We start from the raw sequence: 16162 nt of genomic DNA, 5'->3' as shown, positions 1-16162 counted from the left end.
ACGGGTGATTACGAGGCTGAGCCCGTGCCCGCGTTCTTGGCCGCAACCAGCTCGTCGATGCGGTCGGCGAGATTCTGCAACACGAAGTACTGCTCCGTCGTGGCCTTGCCGTCGTTGACCTCCTGGGTCCACTTCTCGAGCGGCATCTTGATCCCGAAGGCCTTGTCGATAGCAAAGGCGATGTCCAGGAAGTCGAGGCTGTCGATCCCGAGGTCGTCGATCGCGTGGCTCTCCGGCTTGATCGTATCGCGCGGGATGTCGCAGGTCTCCGCGATAATGTTGGCGATCTGCTCGAATGTGGAGGACATCATTAAGCCTTTGATATATTGAAGGTAATTCCGGGTCGGCTCGGAGGAGGCGGGCGCGTTGCCCCGGAATGCCCTATTGCTGCTGCCAGGAGTCGTGTGCCCGTATATCGGAGCAGGGCCGTTAGTTCAATGGAGCTTGGCCGGCCGCGCGAGGACGGTTTTTGGGCACGGTTCCGGCCCGCCTAGCTGCGCGGCATCACCGTAATCTTGGCGCAATCCCGGCGGCCCATCAGCACGCAATCCTGGGTCTTGCGCAAATCGGCGATGCTCATGGCAAGCCAGATGCCGATCGCGGTGAGCGCCACGGTGAAGGCAAAGGCGGCGATGTTGGCGAGCATGCGCTGGCGGAAATCATCCGGCTCCTCGCGCGGCTTCTCGTAGCGGGAGAGGTCGTTGGCGACGGAAACAGGAGCGACGGAAGCCGGGCGGGTCGATCGGATCGGGTCCGCGCGCTTGCCGGGCGGCTGCGCCGAGGTGCGCGGCCGGAATTTGAGCACCACGTGCTCGTCATCCGAGGAAATTGGCCGCTGCGTCTTCACTGCTGTCAGTCCGGTCGCGTCGCCCTCATGTGTAGCATGTTCGGCGCGTTTCACACCTAAAATCTTGATACCCGCAGAGGTGGTATTCATGCTTCGATGGTCTCGTGGAACCGGCTGTAGTCGATCTTGAGACGGCCGTCGTCGGTGGCGCGCAGGATCTCGGCATAGCGATGCCCGAAGCGGATGTCGGAATGCTCGTAGGATTTTCGCGCGTGCACGGTTTGCGCTGCAACGTCGTCATAGCCCGATACGATGAGACCCAGCCCCGCGTTGATGGCTTCCAGGTCTTCCGCGTTGAGGCCGTACAGCGGACTGTCCTTGTCGATCACATGAAACAGGGTCCAGCTCAGTGCCAGGGCCGGGCTCTCGCTGCGCGCGAGCGGCAGCTCGAAGAACCGGCGATAGGCCATGCCTTCCTTGCTGAGGTCGTTCTTGAACAACCATAGCCGCGCGGTGGCGTTGGCGATGATGTTGTGCCGCTCGTTGGCCAAACGGATCATCAGCGTCCGCTCGCCCTCATGATCCGAGATCACCGGGTTGTCGGCGAACAGCAGGCGCGCACTCGGCCGCGAGAAGCGGGCGAAGATCAGCCCGGTCATCAGCGACATCGAAAAGATGCCGGTGAACAGCTCGATGGCGGCGATGAAGTGCCCGTAATGGGTCTGCGGGTGCATGTCGCCGTAGCCGGCGGTCGAGAGTGTTTCGATGCTGAAATAGAGGTAGTCGATATATTGGCCGTCAGGCACGTTGGCGATCGGATGATCGCCGAGCCAGTAGAACAGCGCGAACACGGCGTTGAAGGTGATGAACACCAATGCTGCACCGCCAATAAAGGCGGGCCAGGATGCCGTCATGCAGCGATGGCTGATGTCCGCCCAGAAACTGAGCTCCAGCCCCTCGGTCACGACCTCGCGGTTGCCGAGTCGGACCGTGCGTGCCTTCGCGCGTTCGCTTGCTCTCAAAGCCATCCCGCCGAACCGGCTCTTTCGCCTGCCTGTGACATCATGTCATAATGGAACCCATTCCGGAGTGCCGGTCAAACTGGAGTACAATTCATGGCCCATACGCGCGAGCCTTACGTCAAACCGGTCCCGATCCTGTCGCTGCGACCGACCCAGATGACGGTCGGCATGCAGGAGGTGAAGGAGAAGCGGAAGCGCTGGCGCGAGCACAGCTCGGACAAGAAACGCGCCGAACTGCTGGGCAAGCACATGATCCCGGTCGTCCATGGGCCCGACGATCGCTACTACGTGGTCGATCACCATCACATGGCGCGGGCGCTGCACGAGGAGGGCGTCAAGGACATCCTGGTCACCGTGATCGGTGACCTGACGATGGTCGAGCGCGACGTGTTCTGGGGCGTGATGGACAACAAGCGCTGGGTCTATCCATACAATTCGAAGGGCGAGCGCTGCCACTTCCGCGACATTCCGAAATCGATCAAGGACCTCAAGGACGATCCGTTCCGCAGCCTCGCCGGCGAGATGCGCCGGGCCGGCGGTTTCGCCAAGGACACGACGCCGTTCAGCGAATTCCTGTGGGCCGATTTCCTGCGCCGCCATATCCCGCGCAAGACGGTGGAGAACAATTTCGCCAAGGCGCTGGAGAAAGGTCTGGCGCTCGGCCGCGGCAAGGACGCGGTCTATTTGCCGGGCTGGTGCGGGCCGGCCTCCGACGACTGAGGCGGCACGGCCTCCGAATTGTGCGGATAGTCCTTGCCGCCGAGCGCGTGGTGCAGCCACCGCTCGGTCCGCCTGCCGAATGTCAGCAACAGGAATGCCAGCGCAAGCGCGGTGAGGGCGATCGGCCAGTGCCCGGCGCCGCAGACGATCCCGACGCATGCGGCGAAGAACGCGCACGCGGCACTGGTCAGGCCGTGGACCTGAGAGCGGTCGCCCTGACGCACGATCACGCCGGCGCCGAGGAAGCCGACGCCGGTCAGCACGCCCTGGATCACGCGGCTGACCGCATCGGTAAATTGTCCGGGCTGGACGGCGTGCAGGGCCAGCAGCACCACCGTGGCGGTCGAGAGGCTGACGAGGCCGAGCGTCTTCAGGCCGATCGGCTTGCCGCGCAGGTCGCGGTCGAGCCCGATCGCGCAGCCGGCAAGGGTGGCCGCGCCGAGGCGCAGGATGATCTCGCTCCAGTCTGCCAAGGCGCCCTCTACTTCGGTTGCCGGCCGAGCATGTAGAACTCGGGGTTCGGCCGCATGCCGGTGACGTTGGCAAGCCGGTTGGAGAGCGCGAAGAACGCTGCGACCGCGGCGATGTCCCACACGTCGTCGTCGCTGAAGCCATGGGCGGCGAGCGCGGCGAAGTCCGCCTCCGAGACCTCCTCGGCGGCGCGGCTCACCTTCATGGCGAAATCGAGCATGCCGCGCTGCCGCGGCGTGATGTCGGCCTTGCGGTAGTTGATCGCGATCTGGTCGGCGATCTCCGGGCTCTTGGCGCGGATGCGCAGGATCGCGCCGTGGGCGATCACGCAATATTGGCACTGGTTGGCGGCGCTGGTTGCGACCACGATCATCTCGCGCTCGGCCTTGGAGAGGCCGGAGTCCTTTTCCATCAGCGCATCGTGATAGGCAAAGAAGGCGCGAAACTCGTCGGGCCTGTAGGCCAGAGTGAGGAATACGTTCGGCACGAAGCCGGATTTTTCCTGCACCGCCAGGATGCGGGCGCGGATATCTTCGGGGAGCTTGTCGAGAGCGGGCGTCGGAAAGCGATTTGCGGTCGGCTGCGTCATGAGGTGGTTCCGGCATGCCGCATGGATGCGGCGTCACGGGAAACCATAGAGGATGACGGGTTAGGCGCAAGACGCATCGGCGCCCTGACGGAATGATGCTAGCGCAGCGGCTTCTTTAGCAGCGAGAAGCGATCCGGATCGAGGCCCAGCGACGGCTGCAGCATCGGCGCCTCGGCGGGCGCCATGGTGCGCGGCGCCTGCGGCGGAGCATTGAAGTTGGCATCGCCGCTCGGGCTGTCGCGATGCGAGGTGGCGCCTCGCCAGCGCTCCAGCACGGCGCTCACGAAATGCATGTCATGGCCGGCGGCGACCGACGGCACCGTCGCGATGGTGGCCTCGCCGCGCGGCAGCTGGTGCGGCGGCACCTCCTTGAAGCGCAGCCGGGTCGGCAGCGCGACGCCTTCGCCGAACGCCAGCACTTCGCGGGTGCCGAGCGAGGGCACGAACGACAGCAGATTGGCGGCGGCGTCCGACACCGCCGAGCGCAGCAGCGCCTGGTCGCGGTCGTTGGCAAGCCGCATCGTGAACAGCGTGTTGCATTGGGAGATGATGGTGGCGTCGAGTTCGGCCGGACGCTGGGTGATCAGGCCGAGATAGACGCCGTATTTACGGCCTTCCTTGGCGATGCGCGACACCGCCTTGCGGGTCGGCCCGAAGCCGATATTGCGGTCCGCGGAGGCATAGCGGTGCGCTTCCTCGCAGACGAACAGCATCGGCGAGACGCCATCGCTCCACAGCCCGAAGTCGAATGCCATGCGGCACAACACCGACACCACGGAATCGACGACCTCGGCCGGGAAGCCGGCGAGCTGCATGATGGTCATCGGCTTGCCGTTGGCGGGCAGGCGGAACAGATGGCTGATCACCTCGGCCATGGTATCGCCGCCGACATTGGCATTGTCGAACATGAAGGCGTAGCGCGGATCGTTGCGCACCGCGTCGATGCGCGAGATCAGTTTGTGATAGATGATGCGCGAGGAGCGGTTCTCGAGCTTGCCCATGCGCTCGTCGATCAGCGAGATCAGGTCGACGAGGCGATAGGGCACCGGCGTATCGACGGTGTAGCCGACCTGCTTCGGGTCGACGCGCTTCAGCCCGAGACCAACCCGGTCGGAGTTCTGGTACTGGGTGTAGATCCCCTTCGCCATCGGGATCACTTCGGCGAGGATGTCGAGCTCTTCGGGCACGCCGGGCCGGCCGCCGAACAGCACGTCGACGATCTCCTCGAAGTTGAACAGCCAGAACGGCAGCTTCAGGTTACGCGGATTGAGCACCTGCGCGCGCTCGCCGAAGCAGCGGCCGTATTCGTTGTGGACGTCGAGCAGGAAGATGCGCAAATTCGGCCGCGACTTCAGGATTTCGTTGAGCAGCAGCGACACGCCGGTCGATTTGCCGACGCCGGTCGAGCCGAGCACCGCGAAGTGCTTGGAGAGCATTTCCTCGACGTCGACATAGGCGATGACCGAACGATCCTGCTGCAACGTGCCGACATTTATCTGGTCCGAGCCGCTCGGCGCATAAACCGTACGCAGCTCCTGGTTGGTGATCAGGTCGGTGCTGTCGCCGATGGTCGGATAGTGGGTGACGCCGCGCTGGAATTTCGGACGGTCGCCGCCGAGGATTTCGCCGAGCAAATCGACCGAGGCGGTCGCCATGTATTCGTCGGACGCCGGCAGGTTCTCGCAGGTCACCTCGGTGATCATGGCGACGATGACCGAGCTCGCACAGCGGATGCTGACGAACCGGCCGACGGTCGCGCGCATTTCTGAAAGTTGCATCTGGCCGCCCGCCAGCAGCCCCACCCGAGCCTGCGAGCCGCGCACAGAGATCACACGTCCGAAAGGTGTCACAGTTGCAGCCTGGCTCGTTCTCGAAATCCAAATGTCCGGACCAATATGCCCGCCCGGGATTGGAAAAACCGTTAAATCGCTGGGGTTCGGCATCGGCTAAATCTACACCTTCCCGGTGACGATTTGTTTCTATCGTGCCGTGAGATTGTGCGCGGTCGGGCGCACCGGCGGCGAAATCGTCGCTTTCCGGCACAGCCGCGCTTGTTTCACGATTCATCCGTTAATGCGGCATTCACCATGTCGGAGGAGTGCATCGGCGGCTCCGTAGGTTTACGGAGGTTCGGCGCGAAGTGCTGCGTCGTGGCTCCAGGTATCGTGTAACCGATTGCTAACTGCGACTTGTAACGACCTTTCCATTTGTGCTGCGTAACGATGCCGCGCCCGGGAGAGATCAGCGTGCGCATCGAACACCGCAATTCAGGGAATGCCGATGTCGGCTCGACCAAGGGGCTGGCGTTCTGTGCCGGCCTGCTCGTCGGCAGCCTGCTCGGAAGCGCGACCGCGCAGTGGAGCGAACGCGAGGGCCTGCTGATGGCGGCGTTTGCGATCATGGCCGTGATCGTCTTCCTGCTGCTGAAGCGACATCAGATCTCGGACGAGCGGCTCGCCACCGAGCGTCGCAATCTCATGACCGCCGTGAACAACATTCCGCAGGGGCTCGTGCTCTACGATGCATCGGCGCGCATTATCATCTGCAACCGGCCCTACATCGATATGTTCGGGCTTTCGCCCGATGTGGCGAAGCCGGGCTGCACCATGCAGCGGCTGATCGCGCACCGGCAGGAGACCGGCTCGTTCGACGGCGACGTCGACGAGTTCTGCAACGCCATCATCCGCACTGTGAAGCTCGGCAAGGCGACCCGTCAGCTGACCGAGGCGCCGGGCGGGCGCGCGATCGAGATCGTCAACAAGCCGCTGCCGGGGGGCGGGTGGGTGGCGACCATCGAGGATGTCACCGAACGGACGCGCACCGAGAACAAGATCGCCTACATGGCGCACTATGATGCGCTCACCGATCTGCCCAATCGTGTGCTGTTTCGCCAGCGCCTCGAGCAGGCGCTGAGAGCGATCAGGCCGGATGACCAGCTCGCGGTCATGTATATCGATATCGACGAGTTCAAGGCCGTCAACGACGCGCTCGGCCATCAGATCGGCGACGAACTGCTCAGGGCCATCGCCGATCGTCTGCGCTCCTGCCTCGGGGAAACCGATGTCGCAGCGCGGCTCGGCGGCGACGAGTTTGCCGTGATCCAGACCGCGGTCCGTGATCAGACCCAGACCATGCAGCTGCTGGCCGCGATCTACCAGAGCATTCGCCAGCCGATCGATTGCAGCGGGCACCTGATCACGACCGACGCCAGCATCGGCATCGCGGTTGCGCCTACCGATGGGCTCGACCTCGATCAATTGCTGCGCAACGCCGACCTCGCGCTCTATGGCGCGAAGAGCGACGGCCGCCGCACCTACCGGTTCTTCGAGGCCGGCATGGACGCGCGCGCCAAGGCGCGGCGCAGTCTGGAGCTGGAGCTGCGCCAGGCCATCGTCGACGGCAGCTTCGAGCTGCACTATCAGCCGCTGCTTCACCTCGAGGACGGCAGGGTCAGCTGCTGCGAGGCGCTGCTGCGCTGGCGCCATCCCGAGCGCGGGACCATCTCGCCCGCGGACTTCGTCCCGGTCGCCGAGGATACCGGCCTGATCAACGATCTCGGGCACTGGGTGCTCAACACCGCGTGCCGGGAAGCCGTGAACTGGCCGGATCATATCCATGTTGCGGTCAACGTGTCGCCGATCCAGTTCAAGAGCCAGACGCTGGCGCTCAACGTCGCCGCCGCGCTGGCGGCGTCGGGACTCGCGCCCGCGCGGCTCGAGCTCGAGATCACCGAGGCCGTGCTGATCCGCGACGACGATGCCGCACTCGATATCCTGCATCAGCTGCGCGAGCTCGGCGTGCGCATCGCGCTCGACGATTTCGGCACCGGCTATTCGTCGCTGAGCTATCTGCAGCGCTTTCCGTTCGACAAGATCAAGATCGACCGCGCCTTCATCAAGGATCTTGCCGGAACCGGCGCGTCGTCCACGATCGTCCAGGCCGTCGTGAACATTGCCGCCGCGAGCGACATGACGACGACCGCGGAAGGTGTCGAGACCGAGCAGCAACGCAACATGCTTCGCATTCTCGGCTGCACCGAGATGCAGGGCTACCTGTTCAGCCGGCCGGTGCCGGATGTCGAAATCCGCAGGCTGCTGTCCGCGCATCGCGAGAAGGCCGTCTCGGTGGCCTGACCGCAGCTTCACTATGTGATTGCGGCCACGGAATGCCGCGCGGGTGCCCGCCATCTTGTCGAACCGCAACAAGAGGGCTCGGCCATGTACTATCTCGTGAATGCGCTTCTCGTTCTGGCAATCGCGTTCTTCTTCGTCCTGCCGATGACCGATCGCCGCACGGCGCGGATGAAGCTCTGCATGGTGTGCGCGCTCGCCGTCGCGCTGACCGTGTCGGCGACCATGTCCCGGCCGCGCGGCGGCGCGACGCCGGTGATGGCGGCCAAGGGCTAGATACGGATGCCGGCGCGCAACGCGGGCCGCGATTGTCGGCGCCAACTTAATTTGTTGACGGGACCTAATCCTTTGTACACTAGTACAAATCGATGCGCCGGCGCGAACCCGAGCGGAGCGACGTCGGTGGCCTCGTGTGAGGAGACCGTCCCATGCAGCCGGAACCGATCTTCGATCTTGCTCATCTCGGGCACATGGAGCTGCTGACGCCGAAACCGGACGAGAGCTTGACGTTCTTCGTCGATGTCATGGGCATGACGGTCAGCGGCCGAAAAGGCGACTCGGTCTATCTGCGCGGCTGGGACGATTATGAGCGCTATTCGCTGAAGCTGACTGCATCGAAAACCTCTGGCATGGAACACATGGCGTTCCGGACCCGCAGTCCGCAGGCGCTCGAGCGCCGCGTCGCCGCGCTGAAAGGCTCGGGCTTCGACATCGGCTGGATCGACGGCGACATGGGGCAGGGACCGGCCTTCCGCTGCCGCGATCCCGATGGCCACGTCATCGAGCTCTATTACGAGACGGAATGGTACGAGGCACCGGCCGGGCTAAAGCCTGCGTTGAAGAACCAGGCGCAGCGTTTTCCGGCGCGCGGTGTCAACGTCCGCCGGCTCGACCATCTCAACTGCCTCGCGGTCGACATCAAGGCCAATCGCCTGTTCTTCGAGACCTACCTCGGATGCCGCACCACCGAGCAGATCGTGCTCAACGACGGCACCGAAGCGGCGATGTGGATGACGATGTCGAACAAGAGCTACGACTTCGCCTATACGCGCGACCACTACGGCAAGCGCGGCCGCTTCCATCATGTTACGTATGCCCTGGACAGCCGCGAGGAGATCCTGCGCGCCGCGGATATTTTCCTCGAGCACGGGGTGCATATCGAGACCGGGCCGCACAAGCACGCGATCCAGCAGACCTTCTTCCTCTATGTCTATGAGCCCGGCGGCAACCGTGTCGAGGTCGCCAATGCCGGAGCCCGCCTGATCCTCGCGCCGGACTGGAAGCCGATCGTGTGGACCGAGGAGGAGCGCAAGAAGGGTCAGGCGTGGGGGTTGAAGACGATCGAGTCGTTCCACACCCACGGCACGCCGCCGGTGATCGACACGCACGGTCACTGACGACAATTTGGACGCGCGGTCATATGATCCGGGTCGAGAGGGCGCGCGCTGCGTCGCACGCGATGCGTGAGCCGGTGGGAGCAGGCACCATGGTTGGCAAGACGCCCAGGAAATCGGCGAAGAAAGCAAAGAAGGTGCCAGCGACGCGTGGGGCTGCAAAGCCGCGCCTGCTCGCAGGCGGCAATCCGCAGATCGCGAAGGGCGTTGGTGACGCGCCCGTGCAGGCCTATATCGCGGCGATGCCGGGGTGGAAGAGCGAGGTCGGGCGCAGGCTTGACGCGCTCATCGTGCGCACGATCCCCGGCGTGCACAAGGCGGTGAAGTGGAATTCGCCGCTTTACGGCATCGCAGGCGAAGGCTGGTTTCTCGGCATCCATGTCTTCACGCGCTACATCAAGGTGGCTTTTTTCCGCGGCTCGTCGCTGCGTCCCGTGCCGCCGGGCGAGTCGAAGCAGCAGCATACGCGCTATCTCGACATTCACGAGAACGACGAGCTCGACGAGGCCCAATTCACCGCCTGGGTGAAGCAAGCCAGTCGATTGCCCGGCGAACGGATGTGAGCGGCTGCGCAGGCAGAGGCCGCTGAGCATCGGTCGCCACGCGCGGTCGATCTCCATCGATGTCCCCGCCCTGGTCACCAATGCTGCTCGTCCCCGCATCCGCTCGCTCGAAGCGGTTGTCTGTCGTCGCGCGCCGTCGATGCAGCTCTGCGTGCCGGGCTATTGCCTCGCTCGTCGCGTTTGGTGTTAGGCTGTCCCTCGTAACGTCAGAGGAAAACGTCGATGAGCGAACACACGACGGACAAGCGCGTGCGAGAGGCGTCTCGCAGGCGATTCCTTCAGGCGGGTGCGGCACTGGCCGGAGGCTCCGCAATGGCGGGAGTTGCCGGTTCTCCTGCGCTTGCCGAACAGGGAAAGAATCTTCCGCCCAACGTGCCGGAATGGATGAAAGCGCCCGGCGAGGCGATGGGAAGCCAGCCTTACGGCACGCCCTCGGTTCACGAGAAAGGCGTCGTCAAGAACATCTCGAAGACGCTGCCACAATATATCTCCGCCTCGGGCCGGACGCCGTTGCAGGAGCTCGACGGCATCATTACGCCGAACGGCCTGTTCTATGAGCGTCACCACGGCGGCGTGCCGACCATCGATCCGGCCGAACACCGGCTGATGCTGCACGGCATGGTCGAGCGCCCGCTGGTGTTCACGATGGAGGACATCCGCCGCTTTCCGTCGCAGTCGCGCATCCATTTCCTCGAATGCTCCGGCAACCCGGTCTACACCAAGCCCTACGGGAAGACGGCGTCCGACCTCGTCGGCCTCTTGAGCTGCGCGGAATGGACCGGCGTGCCGCTGAAGACGGTGCTGGATGAGGCCGGCCTGCAGGCCGGCGCCAAGTGGATCGTCGCCGAAGGCGCCGATGTCGCCGCGCTGACGCGCTCGATCCCGATCGAGAAGTGCCTCGACGACGCCATGCTGGTCTACAGCCAGAACGGCGAGCGGCTGCGTCCCCAGCAGGGCTATCCGCTGCGCCTCTTGCTGCCCGGCTTCGAGGGCAACATGAATGTGAAGTGGCTGCGCCGGCTCAAGGTCACGGCCGAGCCGGCCTATTCGCGCGAGGAGACCTCGAAATACACCGACCCGATGCCCGACGGCACGTCGCGTGAATTCACCTTCTATATGGAAGCCAAGTCGATCATCACGCGGCCATCCGGCGGGCAGAAGCTGACCACGAAGGGTTTTCATGAGATCACCGGGATCGCCTGGAGCGGTCACGGCAAGGTCAAGAGCGTCGAGATTTCGCTCGACGAGGGCAAGAGCTGGCAGCAGGCGGAGCTCCAGGAACCGGTCCTGACGCGCGCGCTCACGCGCTTCCGCTTGCCCTGGCACTGGGACGGCACACCAGCGGTGATCCAGAGCCGCGCCATCGACGAGACCGGCTACGTGCAGCCGACGCTGGCGGAATTGGTGGCGGTGCGGGGCCTCAACTCATTCTACCACAACAACGCGATCTGGCCCTGGCGCATCGACGCAAATGGCGAGGTGACCAATGGCCAGGCGTAAGCTCAGTCCCGCGCTGCTGGTCGGCGCGCTTGCGATGCTCGCGGCTGCTGCGCAGGCCGAGGAGCGCTTTGGCATCGGACGTCCGGCAACGCCTGCCGAGATCGCCGGCTGGAACATCGATATCGGCCGCGACGGCTCCAACCTGCCGCCCGGCAGCGGAAGTGTCGAGCGCGGCCGCACCGTGTTCGCCGAGCAATGTGCGGCTTGCCACGGCGACAACGGGCAGGGCAGTGTCGGCGACCGTCTGGTCGGTGGACAGGGCACGCTGGCCAGCCCAAAACCGATCCGCACCGTCGGCAGCTACTGGCCGTATGCCTCGACGTTGTTCGACTACATTCGCCGTGCGATGCCGCAGAATGCGCCGCAGTCGCTGAGCAATGAGGACGTCTACGCGGTCTCCGCCTACATCCTCAGCCTCAACGGCGTCGTCCCCGCCAATGCCGTGCTCGACGCCAAGTCGCTCGCCGCCGTCAAGATGCCGAACCGCGATGGGTTCGTGTCCGACCCGCGGCCCGACGTGCGCTGAGCTGCGAGCCACGGCCGGCTCGCAGCATCGTGAGGCGGTGGCCCCTGTGCCCGGCAAGGCGCCGCCACCATATCGGCTTGGGGCGGCTCGGCCGGCCTTCGACATGTTTTGATTGATCGATGGGAGTGGTCGCATGTCCCGATTGAGGTCGGTTGCAGCCGCCATATTGCTCGCAGGAATGACGTTCTCGCCTGTCATTGCCCAGATTTCCGAGCCGGCCCTGCTCGAGTCACAATACCCCGGACGCAGCGCGCTGAACGGGGGCGCCCTGACGCCATGGGGTGAAGCCCAGCGGGCCGCGCAACACGGCGGCAACCCGGCGAACGCCTATGGCGCCATGCCCGCGGAGCCGCCCGTTGCCTCCTCTTGCACGCGCTACCGTTCATTCGATCCGGCGTCCGGCACTTTCCTCGGACGCGATGGTCGCCGCCATCGCTGCCAATAGGGCGCCGCACCACGCTTGGCAGTGGATAAGCGTGCCGGCTGCTGCCTCGCATGCGAACGACGGTGCCGTGAGCGCGTTATAGTTCCGCCGATCGTGTCGGGTCCCGCCGGACCCGGGCGGCGGAGGGCTATTTGACGTGACAGAGACCCTGGCCGGCTTCTGGGATCGAAAATCGACCTCCGAGCTGTTGCGGGAGGCGGCGCGCGCCGACGGCGACGCGGAGACGCCGGTTTTCAAGCGTTCGCTTTCGGCGCTGCAACTGGTTTCGCTTGGCATCGGCGGCATCATCGGTGCCGGCATCTTCGTGCTGACGGGGCACGCGGCTGCTGCGAATGCCGGTCCCGCGGTTACGCTCTCCTTCATGCTTGGCGCCGTCGCCTGCGCGTTCGCCGGATTGTGCTACGCCGAGATGTCGTCGACCGTACCGATCTGCGGCAGCGCCTATACTTACGCATATGCCACGCTCGGCGAATTGATCGCCTGGATCATCGGCTGGGACCTGATCCTCGAATATGCCGTCGGTGCGATCGCGGTCTCGGTCGGGTGGTCCGGCTATTTCGTCAGCTTCATGCGCGATTTCGGCATCAACCTGCCGCAGCAATTCACCTCGGCGCCGCTCGCCTACGACGTCAACACCGGCACCTGGTCGTCGACCGGGTCGGTCATCAACATCCCGGCGATGGCAATCATTGCTTTCGTCACCACGCTGCTGGTGGTCGGCATTCGCGAGTCCGCGCGCTTCACCGGATTCGTTGTCGTGGTGAAGCTTGTCGTGATCGCATTGTTTCTCGCCACTGCGGCGTCCTCGGTCTCGCTGGCGAACTGGGTGACGGCGAGCAATCCCGACGGCGCGCTGATCCCGCCGAATGCCGGTCCGGGCGTATTCGGCTGGTCTGGCGTGGTCCGCGGCGCGGCGGTGGTTTTCTTCGCCTATATCGGCTTCGATGCGATCTCGACCGCGGCGCAGGAGGCGAAGCGGCCGGAGCGCGACATGCCGATCGGCATCCTCGGCTCGCTCGTGATCTGCGCTGCGCTCTATGTTGCGGTTGGATTCGTGCTGACCGGCATCGTGCCGTATGACCGGCTCAGCGTGCCGGATCCGATCGCGGTCGGCATCGATGCTGTCGGCATCGGCTGGCTCGGTCCCTTCATCAAGCTCGGCATCCTGTTCGGGCTGACGTCGGTGATCCTCATCATGCTGCTGGCGCAGCCGCGGATCTTCCGCGCCATGGCGCATGACGGGTTGTTGCCGGGCTTTGCTGCGAAGATCCATCCGCGCTTCCAGACCCCCTATGTCTCGACCATCTTCGCCGGCACCGTCGCGGCCATTCTCGGCGGGCTGCTGCCGATCGGGCTGGTCGGCGAGCTCGTCTCGATCGGCACGCTGTTCGCATTCACCGTGGTGTCGATCGGAACGCTGGTGCTGCGCGTCCGCGATCCGGAGTTGCCGCGCCCGTTCAAGGCGCCGGCGATCTGGCTGGTGGCGCCGGCTGCCGCGGGAACCTCGCTGTTCCTGATGTTCGGCCTGCCGCTCGACACCTGGATACGGCTCGCGGTGTGGCTTGCGATCGGACTGGTGATCTATGCGGCCTATGGCAGACGCCACAGCCGGCTGCGGGTGGGCGGTGAGGCCAGCGCGGGCCTATAGTGTGCACGCGAGCGGCCTGCTAGGTTCGCGCGCCAAGGTCGCATCATAAGGCCGCGAGAGTCGGCGTAGGTCCCGGGAGGCTTCCATGCAAAATTCAACGTTGCGCGCGCGGAGGATCGTCGCCGCGGTGGTTTCGATCGGCGTCATCGCCGCTGCTCCCGCTCGCGCGGCATCGGTTGCCCCGGTCGCCGCCGAGAACGGCATGGTGGTCTCGGCGCAGCATCTCGCGACGGAGGTTGGCATCGAAGTGTTGAAGCGCGGCGGCAACGCGGTCGACGCGGCGGTTGCCGTCGGTTACGCGCTGGCCGTGGTCTATCCCGCCGCCGGCAATCTCGGTGGTGGCGGGTTCATGACCATCCAGCTGGCCGACGGCCGCAAGACCTTCCTCGATTTCCGGGAGACGGCGCCGAAGGGGGCCACCGCCAACATGTATCTCGACAAGGACGGCAACGTCATCGCCGGGCTGTCGACCAAGGGACATCTCGCCGTCGGCGTGCCGGGCTCGGTGGCCGGCATGGAATATGCGCGCGAGAAATACGGCACGATGAAGCGCGCGGACGTGATTGCGCCGGCCCTGCAACTCGCCGAGGACGGCTTCGTGCTGGATCAGGGTGACGTCAGCATGTTCCAGACCGCGACCAAGGATTTTGAGGACGATCCGGCGTCGGCCGCGATCTTTCTCAACAACGGCAAGCCGTTCCAGGTGGGCGAGCGGCTGGCGCAGCACGAGCTCGCCGAGACGCTGCGCGAGATCAGCAAGCGCGGTACCGACGGCTTCTACAGGGGTTGGGTGGGGGCAGCGATCGTCGCCTCGAACCAGGCCGGCAAGGGCCTGCTCACCCAGGAAGATCTCGACAATTACAAGGTTCGCGAGCTCGCGCCGGTCGAATGCGATTATCGCGGCTACCACGTGGTCTCGGCGCCGCCGCCAAGCTCGGGTGGCGTCGTGATCTGTGAGGTGCTGAACATCCTCGAGGGCTATCCGCTGAAGGAGCTTGGCTACCATTCCGCGCAGGCGGTGCATTACCAGATCGAGGCGATGCGCCATGCTTACGTCGATCGCAACAGCTACCTCGGCGACCCCGACTTCGTGAAGAATCCGCTCGAGCGCCTGCTCGACAAGACCTACGCCGCGAAGGTTCGCGCCGTGATCGACCCGGCCAAGGCCGGCGTGTCCAAGGACATCAAGCCGGGCGTGCCGCCGCACGAAGGCAGCAACACCACGCACTATTCGATCGCCGACAAGGACGGCAACGCGGTGTCGGTCACCTACACCCTCAACGATTGGTTCGGCGCCAAGGTGACCGCGGCCAAGACCGGCGTGCTGCTGAACGACGAGATGGACGACTTCACTGCCAAGATCGGTGTGCCGAATTTGTACGGTCTGGTGCAGGGTGAGGCCAATTCGATCGTCCCGGGCAAGAGGCCGCTGTCCTCGATGAGCCCGACCATCGTCATGAGGGACGGCAAGCCGGTCATGGTGGTGGGCACTCCGGGCGGCAGCCGCATTATCACGGCGGTGCTGCTGACAATGATCAACGCCATTGACTACGGCATGAACGCGCAGGAGGCCGTGGACATGCCGCGCTTCCACCAGCAATGGCTTCCGGAGGCGACCAATCTCGAGGACTTCACGCTGTCTCCGGATACGCGAAAAATCCTGGAAGGCATGGGTCACAAGTTCGGGCCGCCGCAGCCGGCCAACCATCTCGCGGTGATCATCATCGGAGCGCCGTCGCTGGACGGCAAGCCGGTCGGCAGTAACCGCTTCTATGGGGCGAACGATCCGCGCCGCAATTCGGGACTGGCCGGCGGCTACTGATTGCCGTTGGGCAATCGCGCGGCGGTGGCCGGGCAGGGCTGCCGCCCCGATCGAACTTGCCTCAGGCGACGGCGCTTGGCCTGCCGTCGTCATGACCGCTGGTCAAGAGCAGGCGCCGGCGGATCGCATCCTCGACCAGGGCCAGCGATTGCTTGGCTTCGCGTGCCTCGGCCTCGGCGGCCTGGGCACGATATTCGGCCGCATCGAGCTGCTCCTGCTGGGACTCGATACGCCGTCGCGCCTCCTCGAGTGCCCGGGACGCGTCCCTCAGCTTGCGCTCGGTGGCGGCGATGATTTCGAGCTGCGCCTGTTCGGCGGCCTCAGCGCGGGCTTCGCCGGCGCGGGCCCTGTCCTCGATGCTGCGGAACAGATCCGCGGCCTGATAGACGAGGTCCAAGGCCTCGGTGCCCATCGCCGATGTGGGTGGTTTCGGAAATCCAAGGACATTCGGGTCGGCCGTAAAAGGCCGCTTGAATCCGCGCAGTGCCATGCAAGTCAGCCCCTCGCGAGTCGCGTGTAGATCGACAACCTGCGGTAGTTATAGT

16 protein-coding genes and 1 pseudogene are annotated in these 16162 nt (G+C 64.8%); 10 read left to right on the top strand and 7 right to left on the bottom strand.

Translation table 11 applies throughout. From position 1 onward, the window contains the following. Positions 1 to 8 precede the first annotated feature (8 nt). The 3 genes from ACTUWL_RS01935 to ACTUWL_RS01925 all read right to left on the bottom strand — a co-directional run bounded on the left by ACTUWL_RS01935 (position 9) and on the right by ACTUWL_RS01925 (position 1815). Positions 9 to 308 carry an acyl carrier protein gene (locus ACTUWL_RS01935; protein ID WP_021081038.1) on the bottom strand — a complete coding sequence of 100 codons (300 nt, stop codon included), beginning with the start codon at positions 306 to 308 and terminating at the stop codon, positions 9 to 11. 182 nt (positions 309 to 490) lie between these two features. Beyond that, positions 491 to 847 carry a hypothetical protein gene (locus ACTUWL_RS01930; protein ID WP_035652714.1) on the bottom strand — a complete coding sequence of 119 codons (357 nt, stop codon included), beginning with the start codon at positions 845 to 847 and terminating at the stop codon, positions 491 to 493. Positions 848 to 933: 86 nt separating this feature from the next. Continuing rightward, entirely contained in the window at positions 934 to 1815 is an 882-nt protein-coding gene (locus ACTUWL_RS01925; RefSeq protein ID WP_021081036.1) for an ion channel, read from the bottom strand. 87 nt (positions 1816 to 1902) lie between these two features. Here ACTUWL_RS01925 and ACTUWL_RS01920 point away from each other — a divergent pair, with 87 nt between their 5' ends. Beyond that, positions 1903 to 2529, top strand: coding sequence for a ParB-like protein (locus ACTUWL_RS01920; protein WP_021081035.1), 627 nt, complete (start codon positions 1903 to 1905; stop codon positions 2527 to 2529). On the opposite strand, the gene ACTUWL_RS01915 is transcribed toward ACTUWL_RS01920, so the two are convergent. The 3 genes from ACTUWL_RS01915 to ACTUWL_RS01905 form a co-directional block, all read right to left on the bottom strand. Then, positions 2490 to 3002, bottom strand: coding sequence for an MgtC/SapB family protein (locus tag ACTUWL_RS01915; RefSeq protein WP_021081034.1), 513 nt, complete (start codon positions 3000 to 3002; stop codon positions 2490 to 2492). The two genes, ACTUWL_RS01920 and ACTUWL_RS01915, sit on opposite strands and share 40 nt — an antisense overlap. Positions 3003 to 3010: 8 nt before the next feature. Beyond that, positions 3011 to 3589 (bottom strand): peroxidase-related enzyme, encoded by a 579-nt coding sequence (locus tag ACTUWL_RS01910; protein WP_021081033.1) that lies wholly within the window; start codon positions 3587 to 3589, stop codon positions 3011 to 3013. A 98-nt stretch (positions 3590 to 3687) separates the two neighbouring features. Beyond that, the gene (locus ACTUWL_RS01905) at positions 3688 to 5439 is read right to left on the bottom strand and encodes an ATP-binding protein (RefSeq protein ID WP_021081032.1); all 1752 of its coding nucleotides are present in this window, start codon (positions 5437 to 5439) and stop codon (positions 3688 to 3690) included. Positions 5440 to 5931: 492 nt separating this feature from the next. On the opposite strand from ACTUWL_RS01905, the pseudogene ACTUWL_RS01900 reads away from it, so the two are divergent. The 9 genes and pseudogenes from ACTUWL_RS01900 to ggt all read left to right on the top strand — a co-directional run. Continuing rightward, positions 5932 to 7722 (top strand): annotated as a pseudogene (locus ACTUWL_RS01900) (putative bifunctional diguanylate cyclase/phosphodiesterase); the annotation flags it as partial. Positions 7723 to 7806: 84 nt separating this feature from the next. Beyond that, positions 7807 to 7995, top strand: coding sequence for a hypothetical protein (locus ACTUWL_RS01895; RefSeq protein WP_021081030.1), 189 nt, complete (start codon positions 7807 to 7809; stop codon positions 7993 to 7995). Positions 7996 to 8147: 152 nt separating this feature from the next. Further along, complete coding sequence (locus tag ACTUWL_RS01890; RefSeq protein WP_021081029.1) at positions 8148 to 9116, top strand: catechol 2,3-dioxygenase; 969 nt, start codon at positions 8148 to 8150, stop codon at positions 9114 to 9116. Between the two features lie 89 nt (positions 9117 to 9205). Continuing rightward, positions 9206 to 9676 (top strand): DUF1801 domain-containing protein, encoded by a 471-nt coding sequence (locus ACTUWL_RS01885; protein ID WP_021081028.1) that lies wholly within the window; start codon positions 9206 to 9208, stop codon positions 9674 to 9676. Positions 9677 to 9898: 222 nt separating this feature from the next. After that, positions 9899 to 11176: a sulfite dehydrogenase gene (gene soxC / locus ACTUWL_RS01880; protein ID WP_035652699.1), complete on the top strand. Its 1278-nt coding sequence runs from the start codon at positions 9899 to 9901 to the stop codon at positions 11174 to 11176. Positions 11177 to 11210: 34 nt separating this feature from the next. Beyond that, positions 11211 to 11702 carry a c-type cytochrome gene (locus ACTUWL_RS01875; protein WP_373010526.1) on the top strand — a complete coding sequence of 164 codons (492 nt, stop codon included), beginning with the start codon at positions 11211 to 11213 and terminating at the stop codon, positions 11700 to 11702. A gap of 133 nt (positions 11703 to 11835) precedes the next feature. Next, positions 11836 to 12147: a BA14K family protein gene (locus ACTUWL_RS01870; RefSeq protein WP_021081025.1), complete on the top strand. Its 312-nt coding sequence runs from the start codon at positions 11836 to 11838 to the stop codon at positions 12145 to 12147. A 136-nt stretch (positions 12148 to 12283) separates the two neighbouring features. Then, positions 12284 to 13795, top strand: a complete 1512-nt coding sequence (locus ACTUWL_RS01865) for an amino acid permease (RefSeq protein WP_021081024.1) — start codon at positions 12284 to 12286, stop codon at positions 13793 to 13795. 85 nt (positions 13796 to 13880) lie between these two features. Further along, complete coding sequence (gene ggt, locus ACTUWL_RS01860) at positions 13881 to 15617, top strand: gamma-glutamyltransferase (protein ID WP_021081023.1); 1737 nt, start codon at positions 13881 to 13883, stop codon at positions 15615 to 15617. A 61-nt stretch (positions 15618 to 15678) separates the two neighbouring features. Here ggt and ACTUWL_RS01855 read toward each other — a convergent pair whose 3' ends face one another. Further along, the gene (locus ACTUWL_RS01855) at positions 15679 to 16014 is read right to left on the bottom strand and encodes a hypothetical protein (RefSeq protein WP_291738621.1); all 336 of its coding nucleotides are present in this window, start codon (positions 16012 to 16014) and stop codon (positions 15679 to 15681) included. Positions 16015 to 16162: the final 148 nt, after the last annotated feature.

This window comes from Bradyrhizobium sp. WCU1 (assembly GCF_053474805.1).
This window is presented reverse-complemented; position numbering and strand designations above follow the sequence as displayed.

Excerpts from the sequence above, each read along its gene's own strand:
- ACTUWL_RS01875 (WP_373010526.1), top strand. The coding sequence starts at position 11,211 with ATGCTCGCGGCTGCTGCGCAGGCCGAGGAGCGCTTTGGCATCGGACGT.
- ACTUWL_RS01910 (WP_021081033.1), bottom strand. The coding sequence starts at position 3,589 with ATGACGCAGCCGACCGCAAATCGCTTTCCGACGCCCGCTCTCGACAAG.
- ACTUWL_RS01895 (WP_021081030.1), top strand. The coding sequence starts at position 7,807 with ATGTACTATCTCGTGAATGCGCTTCTCGTTCTGGCAATCGCGTTCTTC.
- ACTUWL_RS01935 (WP_021081038.1), bottom strand. The coding sequence starts at position 308 with ATGTCCTCCACATTCGAGCAGATCGCCAACATTATCGCGGAGACCTGC.
- ggt (WP_021081023.1), top strand. The coding sequence starts at position 13,881 with ATGCAAAATTCAACGTTGCGCGCGCGGAGGATCGTCGCCGCGGTGGTT.
- ACTUWL_RS01870 (WP_021081025.1), top strand. The coding sequence starts at position 11,836 with ATGTCCCGATTGAGGTCGGTTGCAGCCGCCATATTGCTCGCAGGAATG.
- soxC (WP_035652699.1), top strand. The coding sequence starts at position 9,899 with ATGAGCGAACACACGACGGACAAGCGCGTGCGAGAGGCGTCTCGCAGG.
- ACTUWL_RS01885 (WP_021081028.1), top strand. The coding sequence starts at position 9,206 with ATGGTTGGCAAGACGCCCAGGAAATCGGCGAAGAAAGCAAAGAAGGTG.
- ACTUWL_RS01920 (WP_021081035.1), top strand. The coding sequence starts at position 1,903 with ATGGCCCATACGCGCGAGCCTTACGTCAAACCGGTCCCGATCCTGTCG.
- ACTUWL_RS01890 (WP_021081029.1), top strand. The coding sequence starts at position 8,148 with ATGCAGCCGGAACCGATCTTCGATCTTGCTCATCTCGGGCACATGGAG.
- ACTUWL_RS01925 (WP_021081036.1), bottom strand. The coding sequence starts at position 1,815 with ATGGCTTTGAGAGCAAGCGAACGCGCGAAGGCACGCACGGTCCGACTC.